Origin of the sequence: Nocardia xishanensis NBRC 101358, assembly GCF_001613365.1 — a bacterium.
GTDB classification, from domain to species: Bacteria; Actinomycetota; Actinomycetes; order Mycobacteriales; family Mycobacteriaceae; genus Nocardia; species Nocardia xishanensis.
Genome location: NZ_BDCF01000002.1, coordinates 486,887 through 503,887 on the forward strand (window position 1 = coordinate 486,887; position 17,001 = coordinate 503,887).

Genomic DNA, 17,001 nt, shown 5'->3' on the forward strand with positions numbered 1-17,001 from the left:
GAACTCGCGCGAGGTGGATAGTCGCGGACGGTCCGGTCCACCCATCATGAGTGCGGCGGATTTCCGCCCACCGATACTCGATCCCACCGGCTTCGAAGGGTCAATCATGTTGCCACTCAGATTGTTCAGCCGTCTCAGCGTCGCGGCGGCGGCCACCATCGCGGTCGCCGGGTACGGCGCAGCCCTCGCGCCGACGCCGGCGTCGGCGGCCTACGACTGCCCGGGCGGACTGTTCTGCGGCTACGACCACCGCGACGGCACCGGCATGTTCGTGCAGGTCGACAACAACTGCCTGCTGCACGACATCGGCAACGGAGGAATGGGAGATCGTCTGAGCTCGTACTGGAACCGCACCGGAAAGACGGTCGGCGTCTACAACTGGACCGGTCAGAAGTGGCAACTCCTCGTCTCGGTCCCCGACAACAGCAAGGGCAATGTGCCCGCCGACGGTGACAACAAGGCCGATGCCCTGTGGGTCTGCGGCTGAGGCTCGCAGTACGCTCATCACCGCGTACGCCCGCGCCTATCACCAGATCGTTGACCGACCACAGATCTTCACCGACCCCCTGGCGGCACGTCTGCTCGGCCTCACCGCAGAGGAACTGGCCGAATCGGGCACGCCCACAACCAATCACCCCGGCGACGGGGCCAGCGATCGACCCCGCCGACTGTTCTTCGCCGCACGCGCGCGCTTCGCCGAAGACGCCGTGGCCGCGGCCATCGCCGCTGGTGTGCGGCAGGTCGTGATCCTCGGCGCAGGCCTGGACACCTTCGCCTATCGCAATCCTCTCCCGGACTTGCGTGTCTTCGAGGTCGACCACCCCGCCACCCAAGCGTGGAAACGCGAACGCCTCACTACCGCCGGAATCGACCGCCCTCAGACGTTGACCTTCGTGCCGGTCGATTTCGAAACCCAGACGCTGAAAGCAGGATTGGAATCCACCGGATTCAAACCGACGGACCCCACCGTATTCCTGTGGCTCGGCGTCGTCTTCTATCTGACTCCGAACGCCGCCCACACCACTCTCGAATACATCGCTGGTCAAGCCCAGCCGGTCGAGGTGGTCTTCGACTACCTGCAGCCCGCCAACAGCGACGAAGAACGTGCGCACCAACAGGCACGCGCCGATCGGCTCGCCGACCTCGGCGAACCCGTGCTCAGCTACCTCACGCCCGACGACATCGCCGCACAGCTGCGCGCCCTCGGCTTCACCGACCTCGAAGACCACTCCGCGCCCGACCTCATCACCCGCTACCTCGACGGATCCACAAAATTCGGAGACGAACCGCCCCGCGCACTGCGCGCGATCCGCATACTGCGCGCGCGCCGCTGAGGACTGCCCGCCACGTCGACTCACACCACAACCTGCCGCGACGGCCAGCACCTCCGGCATCAGCCTCTGAACTGCACAAACTATCAACGCCGTTCGCACCGTACTGGATGCCGGGGCCGTCGACGCGCTCGCCACCCGGGGCAGAGAGGTGCCGGACATGGAGCTGACCAAGCGGCGCCGCCAGATCGGCACCCACACCGTCGCGGTCCTGATCTACAACCGGCGACCGGAGACTGAACCGTGACGGGTCCGGCATTGTTCCTTGGTGATCGGTGCGATCTCGCGTGCAGACCGCATTCTCGCCGCCGGACAAGCGGGGGTTTCGGTTACGGACCACAAGATGGTGGACTATCGCTGTGACCGGTTCGTTCTGGTTGGATCTGCTGATCGGCGTCGTGGCCGCGCTCTTGCTGACCTGGCTCGCGCTGGTAGTCGCGCTGGTGATTGTGCGTCCTCGCGGCGGGCTGCTCCGGGAAGCGCTGCGAATTCTGCCCGACACCCTGCGCCTGATCCGCCGCCTGGCCGCCGACCGGTCTCTGCCCCGCGGCGTTCGGATCCGGCTGTGGCTGGTCCTGGCCTACCTCGCCTCACCGCTGGACCTGATACCAGACTTCATCCCTCTCATCGGCTACGCCGACGACGCCATCATCATCACCGCGGTCCTGCGCAGCGTCGTCCGCACCGCCAGCGGCGCCGCGGTCCGCGAACATTGGCAGGGCACCGACGACGGATTCGCCGCGCTCGCCCGGCTCACCGGGCTGCCGACGTCGTAAATCGTTCGGTTCTCCGACACACCCGGCGGCGGTGCGGTCCGGAGTTTCAGTCTTCTCACACCTCACAGAAGATTCAGCGGAAGTCGTTTGCGTGAGCCACTGCCCATTGATGAAAAGTACGAGGTGGATGGCCTGTCACCTCCCCCACCGTGGGGTAGATCAGGGACTCGTCGAGTGTCCGGTCGCTGTAGAAGCTGAGGAAGGCGTGGACATATTCCTCCGGCATCCGTTCGCTCATGTCGGCACGGGCCTGCTCATCGGTGAGCGGATGGAAGCGCAGATCGCGACCGAGCACCTGTGCGAGAATGGCCAGCCGCTCGGCCGGCAACAGCCGTTGCGGGCCGCTCAGCATGTGGATGCGTTCCTCGTGTCCGGAGTCGAGCAGTGCCCGCACGGCGACGGCCGCGATGTCATAGGGGTCGACGGATGCGATGGGCACATCACCGAAACCATCTTCGACGACGTCACTGGACCGTAGCTGGGGCAGCCAGCGCAGTGCGTTGGACATGAACGCGTTGGGACGCAGAAAAGTCCAGGCCAGACCGGACTCACGGACTGCGCCTTCGGACCGGATCATGAACTCCGAGACAGCATTTCGGGTGTCGGTGGCGACTGTGGCCAGACTGGACAGCAACACAACTCGTTTCACTCCTGCCTGCCGCATCGCGGTGAGCAGGCCCGGCATGTCGCGGTAGCCGGGCAGCAGGAACACCGCACCGACACCGTCGAGGGCGGTGGCGAGCGAGGCCGGCTCGTTCAGATCGCCGACGGCCTGCTCGACCGGCAGGTCGGTCTGCTCGCGTACCAACGCGCGGACCGGCTGCTGCTCCCGGACGAGCGCCTGGACCACTTCGCCACCGACGTTGCCGGTGGCGCCTGTCACGAGGATCATCGAAGGGTCCTTCCGAAGTGTGCGGCGGCGGTGTCTGCGGCCAGCGTGACCTGGGGCTCCTGGTCGTAGAAGTCGAACTGGCTGCCCTGGGTCCACAGGATGTCCTTACGGCTGGCGAGTCCGGCGTGGAAACGGCGGGCACCGTCGGGGATCGCGGCGTCCTCGCTGTGCACGAGCAGGGTGGGCTGGGTGATCTGTGGCGCCAAAGCGATGGAGTCGTAGCTGAGCCAGCCCTCCCAGGCCATGAGAGCGAAACGGTTGGGCCAGGCGGGAATCCCGCCGCGGGCCGGGTTGAGGTAGAAGTCGATGTCGTAGGGCATGGCCGCGTGTGCGTCGGTCGCGCTGACCACCGGGACGTAGTCGATCTCGCCGGTCTCATCGAAGTGCGCCCGAGCCTGCTTGGCGATCTGAATCTTCTCGGCGACCGCGTCCGCCCCACCGTAGGCGAGCTCGCAGATGGCCGCGTCGTGCAGCCATGGCGCGATCAGGGCGAGGGAGCCGATGCGCGGGTCACGGGCGGCGTTACCTGCCATGTACATCGCGGCCGCGCAGATTCCCAGCGCGCCCAGCCGGTTGGCGTCGATCGACGCCTGCGCAGCCAGGAACGTCACGGCGTGGTGGATGTCGTCGACCTTGCGTGCCGGATTCTCCACCTCGCGCGGCTTGCCACTGGATTCGCCGAAGCCGGCGAAGTCGAACGACAGCGCGGCATACCCGCGGTCGGCGAGTTGTTCGGCGTAGCGGTCGGCCATGAGCTCCTTGACACTGGTCCAAGTCCCAGCCACCACAATTCCAGGAACTGGGTCATTGCTCTCAGGGAGAAACAGCGTGCCGGTGAGGGTGGCGTCCCCGCTGGGGAAGCTGACCTTGTGTTGAGTCGTCACGAAATGCCTTTCATGCGAACAATGGCGCAATGCACGGTGGGCCCGCCATCGCCCGTTGATATCGAATTTGCATGCATTTGCCGGTCAGTTCGTGGCTTGGTCACTTCTCATCCTGTTCTTTCTGAGTCACACCGGGCATGTCGGCGCGTCCGCGTGCGCTGGGCGGACGCTCACGCTGCCCCGGTTCGAATGTGTTGCACTGCCTGCGAATGATCTTGGCGACGCCAGCGGCGGGACGGAAACAGCGATCCTCTGTGGCAGGGCACCACGAATCGTTGTGACAGCTAGGGTGATGCCGTGAGCGAGCTCGATCTTCGGCATCTGCGTTCGTTTCTGGCCGTGGCGCAGCAGCGGTCCATCACCCGCGCCGGTGTAGCGCTGCACCTGACACAACAGGCGGTGTCAACGCACGTGCAACAGCTGGAACGTTCGTTGGGGGTGGCGCTGTTGGTGCGCACCTCGCGCGGTGTTCTCCTAACCTCTGCCGGTGAGGAACTCGCGCTCGGCGCGGCGACGGTCATCGACGACCTCACCCGTCTGGTCGAACGAGTGCGCGCGGTCGCCGACGCCCAGACCGGCACTCTCCGATTGGCCTGCTGTCCAGCCGCTACCGCGCTGTTCGCCGTCGCCGTGGCCGATGCACTCGAGACGCAGGTCCCCGGGCTGCGAGTGATGTTGAGCAGTGCCCAACACCCCAAGCACGAACTCGAACTTCTTCACACCGGGCGCGCAGACGCGGCCTTCATGTGGTTGCCGATCGCTGACGCCGGTCTTCACCACGCGACGGTGCGTCGCGATCCCCGTGCCGTGGCGCTGTCGCCGCGCCACCCTCTGGCCCACCGCACGACTGTGACGCTCATTGACATCGCCGAGGATCCTGTCCTGCGTCCCGATGTCCTCACCTCTGAACAGGCACAACGGTTCTGGATCGCCGACCCGAGACCTGACGGCCGCTCAGCTCCGCTCGGTCCGGTAGTGCCCACCGTGGAGGACTGCCTGCTCGAGGTCGGCCGCAACCGCGGTATCTGGATCGCGCCGCAGCCGCTCGGCGCCGCGATGCCCATCGGCGATCTGCGCTGGGTCCAGCTCACCGACGCCGAACCCTTCGACCTGGCTGTCGTATGGACCGACCAGGCGCCCCAGCCCCTGATTACACGGTTGATAGCCGAGGTCCGTGCCGTTGTCGGTCACGATCGGCGACGGGATGCCGCATAAGGGTGACGCTGTCGATCACTGAGGCCAATCGTGCCGTCGCGCCGCTCTCCATCCGAGTGGTCGAGGCCCGGCGAACGCCGGGCGCCCGGTCCGGTCACGCTGCTCGGCGATGCCATTCCACGCCACCTCACCGACCGGCGGCAACGGCGCCGACACCGCCTTGCGCGACGCCGACCTGCTCCGCCGCTGCCTCACCGGAGGCCGCGACCTCCTCGGCGCGATCGGCGACTAGAGCGCCAGATGTTCGAATACGGCGCCGAGGCCGTCCGCTTCAGCCTCGAGGCGCTGCCCGCCATCGCCCCGCAGACAGAACCGGCCTGACACAAACCGAAGGTGCTGACTCTGGCCTCGGAGCCCCCATCCGGACATGGGTAAGGCAATCCGTGGGCTGCGCGGTGACGATGCATCCAGATTCTCCGGCTGACGCTCTTCGACTGAACTGCGCCCTACCGCGCACTCTGCCGCCGCGCCGGCGGTAGCTGGTGCATCTGCGTCGATAGGCCGAGACTGTTATTGGCTGCCCGCGCCATACGGCACGCGACCACACGGGTCGCGCTCGCCTCGGAACCGCCAGATCGGGCGAGGTGCGTGGATCTCCGCCTATCGACATGAAGGAGGCTGGAAATGAATCACTCAGACTTGGACCCGACCTTCTATCGGAGCGCAGCGGAGGCGGCGGCCGCGCCACCGGAGCGGCTCGCATACGTTGTTGCGTTCGACCGCGCGGCACAGAAGCCAGATGCGCTGTCAGTAATCGATGTGGATCCGGGCTCGGCCACCTACGGCCAGGTGGTGGGCTGGACCGAGGTACCCCACCTGGGCAACGAGCTGCACCATTTCGGCTGGAACGCCTGCAGCAGCGCGCTGAAGCACGAGGGCCACCAGATGGAGGGGCTGGCTCGGCGGTACCTGATCGTGCCGGGTCTGCGCTCGTCGCGCCTGTACGTGTTCGACACCCAGCCCGACCCACGCCAGCCCACCCTGTCCAAGATCGTGGACAGCTCCGAGCTCGCGGCCAAGGCCGGCTACTCCCGTCCACACACGCTGCACTGCGGGCCGGACGGTGTGTTCATGACCTGCCTCGGCGGGGCAGACGGATCGGACGGGCCGGGCGGGATCGCGCTGCTCGATCACGGCACGTTCGATGTGCTGCGGCAATGGGAGACCGACCGTGGGCCGCAATACCTCGCGTACGACGCCTGGTGGCATCTCAATCAGAACACGCTGATCAGCAGCGAGTGGGGCACCCCAGCCATGATCGAGGACGGGCTGAACCCGGAGCTGCTGCTGGCCAACAAGTACGGCCACGCGATCCACTTCTGGGACCTCAGCGCCGGTCGGCACCAGCAGCGGATCGATCTCGGCGAGCAATACCAGATGGCACTCGAGCTGCGCCCGTCGCACGATCCGGACGCCGCTTGGGGGTTCGTCGGCGTGGTGATCTCGACCGAGGATCTGTCGGCCTCCGTGTGGCGTTGGCACCGCGACGGCGGCGTGTGGGCGGTCGACAAGGTGATCACCATCCCGGCCGAGCCGGCCGATCCCGACCTGCTGCCGCCGGCACTGAAACCGTTCGGCGCGGTGCCGCCACTGGTCACCGACATCGACCTGTCGGTCGATGACGCATACCTCTACGTCTCGTGCTGGGGTACCGGGGAGCTGAAACAGTTCGACGTGCGCGATCCGGCAGACCCGAAAGAGACCGGGTCGGTCCGGCTCGGCGGGATCGTGGGCCGCACCGCCCACCCGGCCGCGCCGAACCAGCAGCTTGCCGGCGGCCCCCAGATGGTCGAGATCAGCCGTAACGGTCGGCGGGTCTACGTCACCAACTCGCTCTATGGCGCGTGGGACGACCAGTTCTACCCGGATGGGGTTGGCGCCTGGATGGCCGTGATGCGCATCGATCCCGACGGCGGAATGACCATCGACGAGTCGTTCTTCCCGCACGACGAGGACTTTCGAGGTCTGCGGGTGCACCAGGTGCGCCTCCAGGGCGGCGACGCTTCCTCCGACTCCTACTGCTACCGGTAGTCGGGTCGAGCGGGGACCACTGGATCTCTACCGCGTATGCCCGGTCGGCGAAGTGTCCGCACACGTCAAACCTTGGCCACGCTGTTGGCGCTAGGAGATCCTCCCCAGAGGTGCTCGCCGAAAGCCCCAGGCGGCTTGGGGTTTGAACTCAGCAGCCTCGTCGGCGTAGCGGGACGATCGTCGTGTCGGTTGCCATGCTCGGCCGGGCTGCTTCCGGGGTGGTCGGCAACGCGACGTCGACGTGGTTGTTCTGTTCTGCCGCCCGTGGTCTCGAGCCGGATTATTCAGAGCCATCTTCTAATTAGTGTGGTGAGAGCGGGGCAGCATCCAAGGAAGGGCCTGACGATATGACTGCGGCGTTCGCGGGAGTTTCTTCCGTCCACGCAGAAGCGGGACAGCACCGCTCCTCATCCCTCTGAGTTGATTGCGCCTGTCGGTCACCAAGACGCGAAGTCCTGGTCGGCAGTCCCGAGGCCGACCCGCTCAAGCGTCCGGGGCGCGGCTGGGCGGCACTGCCAGTATGCGCTCGAGGTACTGCCGGACATGATCGGCGTCGTGGCGTTCTTCATTGAGTGCCCGAGCTCCGGCTTCCGCCATGCCCATCACGATGTAGGAGACGAATTCCGCGTCGCCATCGAAGCGAAGCCCAGCATCGAGCATCGCCAGCTCGCGAGCGAGCGGTGCGACGATCGTGTCGATCAAACGGAGGTACTCCTCGCTGAAGGTACGGTTTCCGATGGCCAAGCCCCGGACCAGGTCCATCATCGGAGCCCAATCGGCGAAGGATTCGACGAACGCCTGCCAGCGGAAGCGCAGGCGCTCGTCCGCTGTCTGCGCTTGGCTGATGGCAGGCCAGATGTCGGCATAGAGGCGGTGGAACACCCGCTCGGCGCACGCCATGAAGATCTCCTCCTTCGAGGAGAAATGGTGGTAGAGCGTGGCCTTGCTCATTGATGCGCCGCGCGCGATTGCGCCGAGGCTCGTGCCCGCGAAGCCTGCGGTGAGAAAGCACTTGGTTGCTGCCTCGAGCAGGTCGTTGCGTCGTGCCTCGGCGACGGCGGAGTCACTGGATGCGTCGGTGTCAGGGCTCGCGTGTGACCGGATCTCGGTGAGCGGGACCCCGGCCTCGCGCAGCGCCTTGATGGTCTCCAGGGCCTTCAGGTGCTCCTGGTTGTAGATACTGCGGGTACGAGACAGGCGTTGGCCGGCCGGCATGAGTCCTTGGCGTACGTAGTACCGGATGGTCGAGACCGGCAGGCCGGAGCGTTCCGCCAGGTCGGAGACGGTCCACTGTGCATCGACGGTGTGCTCAGGCACGGATGTGTCCCGCCAGGACGATCTTCCAGCCGCGCCGGATGAGGTCCGAGATCTGGCCCGAGCCGGACCTCGCGGCATAGACCAAGGCGTACTCGGCAGCCGCGAGCAGCATCTCCGCTTGCAGTCGTTCGTCACCCGCGAACGCGCCGGCCGTTTCCTGTGCTGCCCGCAGGTCGGCTTCGAGTGGCGCTCGCAGTCGCGCACGCGCTTCCTGAAGGGCTTCGTCATGGTCGGTCGTGCCACCACTCGCTTCGGCCTGTCTGAGTAGAGCGAACAGGCTGATCAGGGCGCGAAGACGGCGATGTTCGAAGAGGTCCGGGTGGCTCATCAGTCGTTCCAGCGATGGTTCGCCACCGCTCGTGGCAACGTCGTACCAGTCGAGTTCACTCGCGATGCATGCGGCCAGAAGGTCACGCTTTCCGGTGAAGTGCCGGTAGAAGGCGCCCTTGCCCACGCCGGCTCGGGCCACCACATCTTCGATACTGGCCGCTTCGAAACCAGCGCGCAGGAAGACGGCAGACCCGGCCTCGATCAGACGCGCCCGCTGACTGGAATGCACTGGCTGATCGTCCTCGGCTCGCGCCGGTGGGGAGGTTTGGCCGGCCAGTTCCCGACGAACCTCCTGCAACGTCGCGCCTGCCTCGAGGCGACGCCTGATGTGCATCAGCCGTTCCCGGTGTTCGGGTCCGTAGTAGGCCATCGTCGGGGCGGTACGCAGCGGCTCGGGAAGCAGGCCCAGGCGCAGGTAGTGCCGGATGGTCGATGCGGGGAGACCCGACGACGAACTCAGCTCGGCCATCTTCAGGTGTCGAACACCGGTCGTCATCTGCCCTCCTATCGCTGCAAGTCTAAGGCTCCTCGCCGGTCAGGTCCTTCCCGCCGCGGTCATTGCGTTCTCGCCGAAGGTCGTCTAGTTTCAACTCCGGAACGTGACGGTACCGTCTTATAGTTATGAGCATCGGCGGTGGCGCTGCGGATGCCGGCAAGGTGAGAGGAACAAGCGTGGGTGACATTGCGATCGTCGGGATCGGCGAGGTGCCGACGGCGTCGATGCCTGAGCGGACTCCGTGGGACATCGTGTTCGACACGTGCATCGAGGCGGTTGAGGACTCTGGGATCGGCAAGGACGAGATCCAGGGCGTGATCTCGGTAGCGCCGATCGCGCAGCCCGTCATCGAGACCGAACTGGCCTACGGGCAGTTGCCCGAGCGGCTGGGCCTGAGGGGTGTGCGCGATTGCGCCATGGTGAACGCGGGCGGCGCCTCGACGTCGAACGCCCTGCGTCTGGCAGAGCAGTGGATCGCCTCAGGTATCGCCGACTCTGTGCTTGTACAGCAGGTCACCGTGCACTCGACGATGCCGCTCGCCCAGCAGATCGACGCGTTCGCTCGAGCAGGCGTCGACATGCAGTGGGAGTACCCGTACGGGACCACCTACAACATCATCATGGGGCTCCTGGCGAACCGGTACATGTACGAGTCCGGTGCCAGCGCGGAAGACATGGCCTCGGTCGTCACCGCACTGCGCAGCTGGGCCGAGCACGATCCCTATTCGCTGTTCTACGGCCGCCCCGCTCCGTCGGTCGAGCAGGTCCTCGGCTCGGAGCTGCTCAACACCCCTCTACACAAGCGTGAGAGCAACGTCCTCGCGGACGGCGGTGCTGCCCTCGTGGTGGTGTCGGCCCAGAAGGCGAAGGAGCTCGGTACGCCGGCGGCGTACAAGCTGGGTGACTCGTCGCGCTACTTCAGCGGAACCTGCGTGGCACGGGACTTCGACACGGTGGCCGACGGCGTGCGGGTCACCGCAGCGGAAGCGATGGCTCGCGCCGGAGTGGCACGCGAGGACATCGATCTGTGGAACGTGTATGTCGCCTACCCACTGGCACATCCGCTCATGGCGGAGAATCTCGGAGTTGCGCCTGCGGGCCAGGGGGCTCGGTACTTCGCCGAGGGGCGGATGTCGTTCGGGGGTGATATCGCCTGGTCGACGATCGGCGATGCCCCGGGTCGAGGCCACACCGGATCCGGGGTGGGAACCGCGTGCTACGTCGAGACCGCACGCCAGCTGATGGGTCGCGCGGGAAGGCGCCAGGTCGCCGATTGCAGGTTCGTCTACCAGAACAGCGCCGGCGGCTCGGGCTTCAACAACATCGCCACTATCTGGGGAAGGGACGCCTGAGGTGGATTTCGACATGTCGAAGCCGGTGCCCGAGGTGCAACCCTGGACAGAGGCGTTCTGGGGAGGAACTCGGGCGGGAAAGCTGCTCGTCCAGGTCTGTCGGCAGTGCGAGGCGAGGATCTTCGCCCCCCGCAAGCGGTGCCCGGAGTGCTGGTCGGCGGACCTCGGATGGATCGAGTCGGCGGGCCGCGGACGGGTGTTCACTTTCTCGACCGCGTACTCGATGGTCGAGCCGAGGTTCATGGACGAGCTTCCCTACACCATCGCCTACATCGACCTCCCGGAAGGCGTGCGCATGATGACTCGCATTGTCGACTGCGATCCGGCCGAGGTGGCCATCGGCGCGGAGGTCGAAGTGGTCTTCCACGAACGGGGCGACTTCCGGCTTCCCTACTTCCGCCCAGCCCAGAACAGGAACATCGATGGCTGACTACTCCACGATCAGCTATGAGGTCGACGGCCCGGTCGCGACCATCACGCTGAATCGCCCTGACAAGTACAACGCGATCAACCGCACCATGGCGGCCGAGCTGCTCGCCGGCTTCCGGCGAGTCCGAGACGAGGACGGTGTGAGCGTGGTCGTCCTCGCCGGCGCCGGGCGCGCGTTCTGCGCTGGCGGTGACCTCGACATCTTCCCCTCCTTGGCCGACCACACCGCGGCACTGAACTGGCTGGCGCACGAGGGCTACGAGATCGGAAAGGCCATCGAGCTGTGCGAGAAGGTCGTGATCGCCAAGGTCCATGGCCACTGCCTGGCCGGAGGTCTCGAGCTGGCGCTGATGTGCGACCTCGTCTACGCCACTGACTCCGCCAGGTTCGGCGCCACCGAGATCAACATGGGCCTGCTGCCCGGCTGGGGAGGGACCGTGCGGATCACTCGAGCCATGCCGCTGCATCGAGCCCGCGAGGTCATCTACAGCGGTCGCAAGGACTACACCGCGCGGGACTTCTACGAGATGGGGCTCCTGACCAGAGTCTTCGACGCCGACCGGTTCGAGGAGCAGTTTGCCGAGACGGTGGCCAACATCGCCGGGAAGAAGGCGATCGCCTTGCGCATGGGCAAGGAAGTGCTGGCCCGGTCGCTGGAAACGCCCAGCCTGGACGCTGCCCTCGCGCTGGAGCGCAACGCCATCCAGTGGCTCAACCACGCACCCGACATCCAGGCCGCCATGGCCATGTTCCGTGAGAACCCGGACGCACTGGTCAAGAGCCAGCGCGCCGCCAATGTCGACTCCGACCAGAAAGCCTGACCCATGGACTTCTCATTCACCGATGAGCAGCGCTCGATCGCCGAGACCTTCGACAGGTTCTGCGACAAGGAACTGAACTACGACTACGTCCGGTGGATGGACGAGAACGTCGACTTCCCGCCCGACGAGCTGTGGGACAAGTTCGCCGACCTCGGCCTCTTCGCCGCAGCCGTTCCGGTCGAGTACGGCGGCCAGGGCCTCGGTTCGGTCGACACCATGATCGCCTACGAGCAGATCTGCAAGCGTTCGATGTCCGTCGCCCTCGCCGTCGGAACGGTGATCGGCTTCGGCGCGCGTTTCCTCACCGAACTCGGGACCGACGAGCAGAAGCAGCGCTACCTACCCCGGTTGGCCCAAGGCCGACTGCGTACTTCGATGGCCCTCACGGAGTCGGGCGGAGGCACCGACATCCTCGGATCACTGTCGACCTTCGCCGAGGACGCAGGCGACTCCTGGGTCATCAACGGCAGCAAGATCTTCATCACCGGCGCACACGCCGCAGACCTGATCTTCACGGTCTGCCGAACCGAACGTGACACCCGACGCCGCGAATCCTGGTCGACGATCATCGTTCCTCGGCGGACCGAGGGGCTGACCATGCGCCCGGTCGAGAAGATCAGCTGTCATCACTGTGACAGCATGGAGATCACCTTCGACAACGTCGTGGTGCCGAAGGACAACCTCATCGGCACCCGTGGCCAGGCCTACCGCGAGATCATGACCGTGCTCAACCCCGAGCGCATCGGGGTCGCCATGCTCGGCGTCGGCGCCATCGCCGCCATCTACGACTACTGCATGCGCTATGTCCAGGAACGGCACGCCTTCGGTGGTCCGATCGGCCGGTTCCAGTCACTCCAGCACTACCTCGCGGACATGCGCATCCACCTCGAGAATGCCCGGAACCTCACCTACAAGGCCGCCTGGCTCTGCGACACGGGACAGCCCTACCACCTCGAGGCGACGATGGCGAAGCTCGTCGCGGCCGAAGGAGCCCGGCACGCCGGCACCTACGGCACCGAGATCTTCGGTGGCTACGGCATCTGCAACGAGTACCCGGTCTCCATGTTCGCGCGTGACTCCTACCAGATCCAGTTCTCGCCGATCTCCAACGAAATGAGCCGCAACATGCTCATGCAGTTCCAGGGCCTGCCCAAATCCTGGGCCTGACCGATCATCGCCTGAGCCTGCCCACCTATCGGAGGAACTGATGTACACACTCGCCGACCTGCCACGGCACGGAGCCGCCAGGCACGGCTTCCGAACCGCCGTCGTCTTCGAAGGCACGAGGCTGACCTACGCCGACCTCAACCGGCGGGTCAATCAAGCGGCGCACGCCATGATCGATCTGGGACTGCAACCCGGCGAGCGGCTCGCGATCCTGTCCGACAACAGCGCGCGATATCTCGAGACGTACCTGGCCGCCGCCAAGCTCGGTGTCAGCGTGACCCCGTTGAACACGAGGCTCAGCGAGCCCGAACTCGAGTACATCGTCAACGACAGCGACGCCGTGGTCATGGTCGTGGGTGACGGATACGAGCAGCTGGCCTCCGCCCTGCTCTCATCGACCTCGGCACTCCGGCGGGGCCTCTCTCTCGACAATCACGTGGACGGTTTCGTCGCGTACGAGGAGGCCCTGGCCCAGGCGCCCGATCATGAGCCCGATCCGGACTTCTATCGGGTGTCCGAGGACGACTTGGCTGTCCTGATGTACACCGGCGGAACCACGGGCACCCCCAAGGGGGTCATGCTCAGCCACCGCAACCTGCTGACGGCCGCGATAGCAGCAGGCCTCGGCGGTGAGATCACCAAGGACGACTCGACGTGTTTCGTCCTCCCGATCTTCCACGTCTCCTGGTGGCCGATCCTCACGCTGCTGCTGGTCGGAGGGAAGGTCGTCATCAACCGCAAGCCCGACCTCGATGAGATCCTGCGGCTCATCCAGGACGAGAAGTGCACTCATATGAACCTGGTCCCCGCCATCTACGGCTGGCTCACCGGCCACCCCGCGCTCGACTCCTACGATCTGAGCAGCCTGCGATCACTCACCTACGCCGGTAGCCCGTTCCCCGCCGAGGTTCTCAAGCGCGCCATCACCGTCTTCGGGCCGCTGTTCGCTCAGGGGTACGGCGCTACCGAGACCGCGGGCGGGCCGATCACGATGCTCGACGCCGCGGACCACCACCTCGACGGGGAAGACAGCCACCTGCTGGCCAGCGCAGGAAGAGCGGCGATCTGCTCAGAGATCGAGGTCGTCGACGCTGACGACGAGCGCGTCGAACCTGGTCAGATCGGTGAGGTCTGCGTCCGGGGAAAGCACGTCATGGTCGGCTACTGGAAGAACCCGGACCTGACGGCTGATGTGCTCAGGAATGGCTGGTACCACACGGGAGACTTGGGCTATCTCGATGACCGCGGCTTCCTGTTCCTTACCGGCCGCAAGTCGGACATGATCATCAGCGGCGGCGAGAACGTGTATCCCAGCGAAGTCGAGAACGTCATCCACTCCCACCCCGCCGTCCTCGAATGCTCCGTCCTCGGCACCCCGGACGAACGCTGGGGTGAACTCGTGCATGCGGTCATCGTCGTCCGCGACAGCGCGCAGGTCGGCGCCGAGGAGATCATCGAGCACTGCCGCGGCCACCTGGCCGGCTACAAGTGCCCCAAGAAGGTGACCTTCCTCAACAGCCTGCCCAAGACAGTAGTCGGCAAGATCAACCGCAAGGACCTCGAGGAGCTGGTCCGATGAGTACCTCGCTGAGCCGGAAGGTCGCCTTCGTCACCGGCGGACGACAAGGAATCGGAAGGGCCGTCGTCGAGACGCTCGCCGGCGCCGGCGCGAGCGTCGCGGTCGTCGATGTCGACCCATCCGTGGCGGACGTGGCGGCCGAAATCAGTCGGCGGACGCCAGGAGGCAAGGTCATCGCTGTGCAGGCCGACGTCACCTCGAGTGAGGAGATCGGCGCCGCGGTCGCGGAGGCCAACCGGCGTCTGGGCCGGATCGACATCCTGGTCAACAATGCCGGAGTCGTCGGCACCAGGGTGTTGTCCTGGGAGGGCGACGAGGATGTGTGGCGGGCGACCGTCGACATCAACCTGGTCGGGACCTACCGCGTCACCAAGGCCGTCGTTCCGCAGATGGTCCAGGCACGATCCGGACGCGTCATCTACATCGCTTCGATCTCCGGGAAGCAGGGCAGCGTCGGGAACTCCGCGTACAGCGCGTCCAAGCATGGGGTCGTCGGCCTGACCCGCACGCTCGCCCAGGAGTTCGGCATCCTGGGACTCGGTGAGCTCACCGCCAACGCGGTCTGCCCCGGCGTCGTCGACACGCCACTGGTGCGCGGCAAGGGCGGACTCCTGGATGGCGTCTCGGCGCTCACCGGCGAGAGCCATGAGGTCGTGATGGAGAAGTACATCCTCACCCAGTCGCTGCAGCACCGCCTGCTTGATCCGCAAGAGGTCGCGGACATGGTGCTCTACCTCGCGTCCGACCGGGCGCGCGGCATCACAGGGCAGGCGATCAACGTCTGCGGCGGGTCGGTGTTCAACTGATGATTGCGCAAATCAACCGAATCGTCGACGCCCACGTCCACTGGTGGGACGTCGAGGCGAACCCCTGGTACGAGTACATCCGGAACGTCAGCGAGATGACCGGTACGAACCTGCACAGCAACTACCTCCCCGCCGACTACCGTCGCAGCATCGGGGACGCCAGGGTGTCGAAGCTGATCCACGTCTCCGCCGTGGCCGGAACCCAGCACTACCTGGACGAACTACGTTGGGTGGACGGTGTCGCCGCCGACTCGGGCTTCGAAGTCGGCTGCGTCGGATCCGTGGACCCGGCCCTGGACAGCGTCGAGCTTCGCGCACACCTCGACGCCCAGTTCGACACCGGCCGACTGCGCGGCATCCGAGTCCTCCAAGGCCTCGACCCGGACGGTGACGCCGCCTGCACACTCGCCGACTGGCTGATCCAGCGTGATCTCGTCCTCGATCTGGTCGCTCGACCCGACACGCTCGAACGATGGACCCGCTTCGTTGCCGACCGCCCGCGTCTGCGGGTGGTTCTGGAGCACGCCGGATGGCCTCTCGGAGCTGATGAGGGGTCCTATCAGGCATGGGAGCAGTCCCTGACTCGCTTCGCCAGCAACACCGACGCCGCTGTAAAGGTCTCCGGACTCGCCATGGTTACCTTCGAGATAAGCGAAGCAAGTATGAGGCCCTGGATCGAGTGCTGCGTCGACCGGTTCGGTTGGGACCGCATGGTGTTCGCCAGCAATTTCCCCGTCGACGGTCTCGCCGGCTCCTACGGGGACTTGATTCGCGTCTTCGACGAGGTGCTCACTCCGGACGACGGAGTCCAGCTCGAGAAGTTCTTCGCTACCAACGCCGAACGTATCTACCGACTCTAGAGTGCCTCGCTGATCGGCCGTGTATTTGCTGGTCAGCGGCCATAAACCGGGGCGGCGTCGGCCGAGTGATGTGCGGGCTGGACGTAATCTGCCGGCTGACAGTGTCTTCGGACGCACCGGCATAGCCGGTGTCATGCACACTATCCACCAAAGCCCTTGGGTTGAGGTTGCTTCTGTCGCAAGAGGATTCATCACCCAAGGGCTTCGCTCAAGATCAAAGGTGGCGTCGCGGAACTCGGCGGTGCTGGAGAAGGTCGCGCCACCGAACCTTGCGGTGCCAGAGAAGGTCGCGTCACCGAACCGGGCAGCGCCCGAGAATTCACCTCGCTGAGGTCGACGTTCTCGAGATGTGCTGTGCGGAAGTCGAAGTCGCTTGTCGACCAGCTGTATTCGGCTGAGGGGCGGAGGTCAACCTTCTCCAGCACCACCGTGTTCCGCAACGCCACGTTCTCCAGCACCGCCGACTTCGGTGGCACGACCTTCTCCGGTGACGCATCGTTCGTGCAGGTAGATTTCGGTACTGAGACCATCTCTTTTGTCCGGCCGAAGCAGTGGGGTCCTCCAGCACCGGTGGTCGACTGGGCTCTGGATATCAGCCAGAAGCCCGCCAATGTCGAGCCGCAGGATTGGCCGCCGACTGTCGTATCGGCCCCTGTGGGCGCTCCGCCCAAAAGTGTTGAAAATCGTTCATTCACGAGACACCCTGCCGCGCCTC

The 17,001-nt window shown here is 65.7% G+C and carries 18 protein-coding genes and 1 pseudogene; 14 read left to right on the plus strand and 5 right to left on the minus strand.

Going from position 1 to position 17,001, the window contains the following annotated elements; genetic code table 11:
• Positions 1 to 106 precede the first annotated feature (106 nt).
• From NX1_RS04480 to NX1_RS04490, 3 genes are all read left to right on the plus strand, one after another.
• On the plus strand, positions 107 to 487 hold the full coding sequence (locus NX1_RS04480) for a peptidase inhibitor family I36 protein (RefSeq protein ID WP_068054015.1): 381 nt from the start codon (positions 107 to 109) through the stop codon (positions 485 to 487).
• Positions 465 to 1,334, plus strand: a complete 870-nt coding sequence (locus tag NX1_RS04485) for a class I SAM-dependent methyltransferase (protein ID WP_068054018.1) — start codon at positions 465 to 467, stop codon at positions 1,332 to 1,334. Before NX1_RS04480 ends, NX1_RS04485 begins: the two co-directional genes overlap by 23 nt.
• 356 nt (positions 1,335 to 1,690) lie before the next feature.
• Positions 1,691 to 2,107, plus strand: a complete 417-nt coding sequence (locus NX1_RS04490) for a YkvA family protein (RefSeq protein ID WP_068054021.1) — start codon at positions 1,691 to 1,693, stop codon at positions 2,105 to 2,107.
• Positions 2,108 to 2,180: 73 nt separating this feature from the next.
• Here NX1_RS04490 and NX1_RS04495 read toward each other — a convergent pair whose 3' ends face one another.
• Both NX1_RS04495 and NX1_RS04500 read right to left on the minus strand, forming a co-directional pair.
• A complete protein-coding gene (locus NX1_RS04495) occupies positions 2,181 to 2,990 on the minus strand; it encodes an NAD(P)H-binding protein (protein WP_218024047.1) in 810 nt (269 codons plus the stop codon).
• 5 nt (positions 2,991 to 2,995) lie between these two features.
• Positions 2,996 to 3,913 carry an alpha/beta hydrolase gene (locus NX1_RS04500; RefSeq protein ID WP_157119527.1) on the minus strand — a complete coding sequence of 306 codons (918 nt, stop codon included), beginning with the start codon at positions 3,911 to 3,913 and terminating at the stop codon, positions 2,996 to 2,998.
• A gap of 267 nt (positions 3,914 to 4,180) precedes the next feature.
• On the opposite strand from NX1_RS04500, the gene NX1_RS04505 reads away from it, so the two are divergent.
• The 3 genes from NX1_RS04505 to NX1_RS04510 all read left to right on the plus strand — a co-directional run bounded on the left by NX1_RS04505 (position 4,181) and on the right by NX1_RS04510 (position 7,129).
• Positions 4,181 to 5,098, plus strand: coding sequence for a LysR family transcriptional regulator (locus NX1_RS04505; protein ID WP_068054029.1), 918 nt, complete (start codon positions 4,181 to 4,183; stop codon positions 5,096 to 5,098).
• Between the two features lie 109 nt (positions 5,099 to 5,207).
• A complete protein-coding gene (locus NX1_RS38325) occupies positions 5,208 to 5,330 on the plus strand; it encodes a hypothetical protein (RefSeq protein WP_281216019.1) in 123 nt (40 codons plus the stop codon).
• A 392-nt stretch (positions 5,331 to 5,722) separates the two neighbouring features.
• Entirely contained in the window at positions 5,723 to 7,129 is a 1,407-nt protein-coding gene (locus NX1_RS04510) for a selenium-binding protein SBP56-related protein (RefSeq protein WP_068054032.1), read from the plus strand.
• Positions 7,130 to 7,612: 483 nt separating this feature from the next.
• On the opposite strand, the gene NX1_RS38330 is transcribed toward NX1_RS04510, so the two are convergent.
• Both NX1_RS38330 and NX1_RS04520 read right to left on the minus strand, forming a co-directional pair.
• Entirely contained in the window at positions 7,613 to 8,446 is an 834-nt protein-coding gene (locus NX1_RS38330) for a MerR family transcriptional regulator (protein ID WP_068054036.1), read from the minus strand.
• Positions 8,439 to 9,272: a TetR family transcriptional regulator gene (locus tag NX1_RS04520; RefSeq protein ID WP_068054042.1), complete on the minus strand. Its 834-nt coding sequence runs from the start codon at positions 9,270 to 9,272 to the stop codon at positions 8,439 to 8,441. The genes NX1_RS38330 and NX1_RS04520 overlap by 8 nt, the downstream gene beginning before the upstream one ends.
• A 125-nt stretch (positions 9,273 to 9,397) precedes the next feature.
• Here NX1_RS04520 and NX1_RS04525 point away from each other — a divergent pair, with 125 nt between their 5' ends.
• Genes NX1_RS04525 through NX1_RS04555 form a run of 7 tightly spaced genes read left to right on the plus strand, consistent with a single transcriptional unit; the run spans position 9,398 to position 16,286 of the window.
• Positions 9,398 to 10,624, plus strand: a complete 1,227-nt coding sequence (locus tag NX1_RS04525) for a thiolase family protein (protein ID WP_068054047.1) — start codon at positions 9,398 to 9,400, stop codon at positions 10,622 to 10,624.
• A 13-nt stretch (positions 10,625 to 10,637) separates the two neighbouring features.
• On the plus strand, positions 10,638 to 11,054 hold the full coding sequence (locus NX1_RS04530) for a Zn-ribbon domain-containing OB-fold protein (RefSeq protein WP_068054281.1): 417 nt from the start codon (positions 10,638 to 10,640) through the stop codon (positions 11,052 to 11,054).
• On the plus strand, positions 11,047 to 11,874 hold the full coding sequence (locus tag NX1_RS04535) for an enoyl-CoA hydratase/isomerase family protein (protein ID WP_068054049.1): 828 nt from the start codon (positions 11,047 to 11,049) through the stop codon (positions 11,872 to 11,874). The genes NX1_RS04530 and NX1_RS04535 overlap by 8 nt, the downstream gene beginning before the upstream one ends.
• Before the next feature lie 3 nt (positions 11,875 to 11,877).
• Positions 11,878 to 13,041 (plus strand): acyl-CoA dehydrogenase family protein, encoded by a 1,164-nt coding sequence (locus NX1_RS04540; RefSeq protein ID WP_068054051.1) that lies wholly within the window; start codon positions 11,878 to 11,880, stop codon positions 13,039 to 13,041.
• A gap of 40 nt (positions 13,042 to 13,081) precedes the next feature.
• Positions 13,082 to 14,620 carry a long-chain-fatty-acid--CoA ligase gene (locus tag NX1_RS04545; protein WP_068054054.1) on the plus strand — a complete coding sequence of 513 codons (1,539 nt, stop codon included), beginning with the start codon at positions 13,082 to 13,084 and terminating at the stop codon, positions 14,618 to 14,620.
• Positions 14,617 to 15,426 carry an SDR family NAD(P)-dependent oxidoreductase gene (locus NX1_RS04550; RefSeq protein ID WP_068054057.1) on the plus strand — a complete coding sequence of 270 codons (810 nt, stop codon included), beginning with the start codon at positions 14,617 to 14,619 and terminating at the stop codon, positions 15,424 to 15,426. Before NX1_RS04545 ends, NX1_RS04550 begins: the two co-directional genes overlap by 4 nt.
• On the plus strand, positions 15,426 to 16,286 hold the full coding sequence (locus NX1_RS04555) for an amidohydrolase family protein (RefSeq protein ID WP_068054059.1): 861 nt from the start codon (positions 15,426 to 15,428) through the stop codon (positions 16,284 to 16,286). The genes NX1_RS04550 and NX1_RS04555 overlap by 1 nt, the downstream gene beginning before the upstream one ends.
• A gap of 225 nt (positions 16,287 to 16,511) precedes the next feature.
• Here the strand turns inward: NX1_RS04555 and NX1_RS38625 are convergent.
• Positions 16,512 to 16,676, minus strand: a pseudogene (locus NX1_RS38625) (pentapeptide repeat-containing protein); the annotation flags it as partial.
• On the opposite strand from NX1_RS38625, the gene NX1_RS36800 reads away from it, so the two are divergent.
• A partial coding sequence (locus NX1_RS36800) for a pentapeptide repeat-containing protein (protein WP_169812179.1) occupies positions 16,641 to 17,001 on the plus strand: 361 nt, incomplete at its 3' end. The pseudogene NX1_RS38625 and the gene NX1_RS36800 overlap by 36 nt on opposite strands.

Bases quoted from the DNA above. Each gene is read 5' to 3' on its own strand.
- NX1_RS04480 (WP_068054015.1), top strand. From the start codon at position 107: ATGTTGCCACTCAGATTGTTCAGCCGTCTCAGCGTCGCGGCGGCGGCC.
- NX1_RS04485 (WP_068054018.1), top strand. From the start codon at position 465: ATGCCCTGTGGGTCTGCGGCTGAGGCTCGCAGTACGCTCATCACCGCG.
- NX1_RS38325 (WP_281216019.1), top strand. From the start codon at position 5,208: ATGCCATTCCACGCCACCTCACCGACCGGCGGCAACGGCGCCGACACC.
- NX1_RS04510 (WP_068054032.1), top strand. From the start codon at position 5,723: ATGAATCACTCAGACTTGGACCCGACCTTCTATCGGAGCGCAGCGGAG.
- NX1_RS04520 (WP_068054042.1), bottom strand. From the start codon at position 9,272: ATGACGACCGGTGTTCGACACCTGAAGATGGCCGAGCTGAGTTCGTCG.
- NX1_RS04525 (WP_068054047.1), top strand. From the start codon at position 9,398: ATGAGCATCGGCGGTGGCGCTGCGGATGCCGGCAAGGTGAGAGGAACA.
- NX1_RS04530 (WP_068054281.1), top strand. From the start codon at position 10,638: ATGTCGAAGCCGGTGCCCGAGGTGCAACCCTGGACAGAGGCGTTCTGG.
- NX1_RS04535 (WP_068054049.1), top strand. From the start codon at position 11,047: ATGGCTGACTACTCCACGATCAGCTATGAGGTCGACGGCCCGGTCGCG.
- NX1_RS04540 (WP_068054051.1), top strand. From the start codon at position 11,878: ATGGACTTCTCATTCACCGATGAGCAGCGCTCGATCGCCGAGACCTTC.
- NX1_RS04545 (WP_068054054.1), top strand. From the start codon at position 13,082: ATGTACACACTCGCCGACCTGCCACGGCACGGAGCCGCCAGGCACGGC.
- NX1_RS04550 (WP_068054057.1), top strand. From the start codon at position 14,617: ATGAGTACCTCGCTGAGCCGGAAGGTCGCCTTCGTCACCGGCGGACGA.
- NX1_RS04555 (WP_068054059.1), top strand. From the start codon at position 15,426: ATGATTGCGCAAATCAACCGAATCGTCGACGCCCACGTCCACTGGTGG.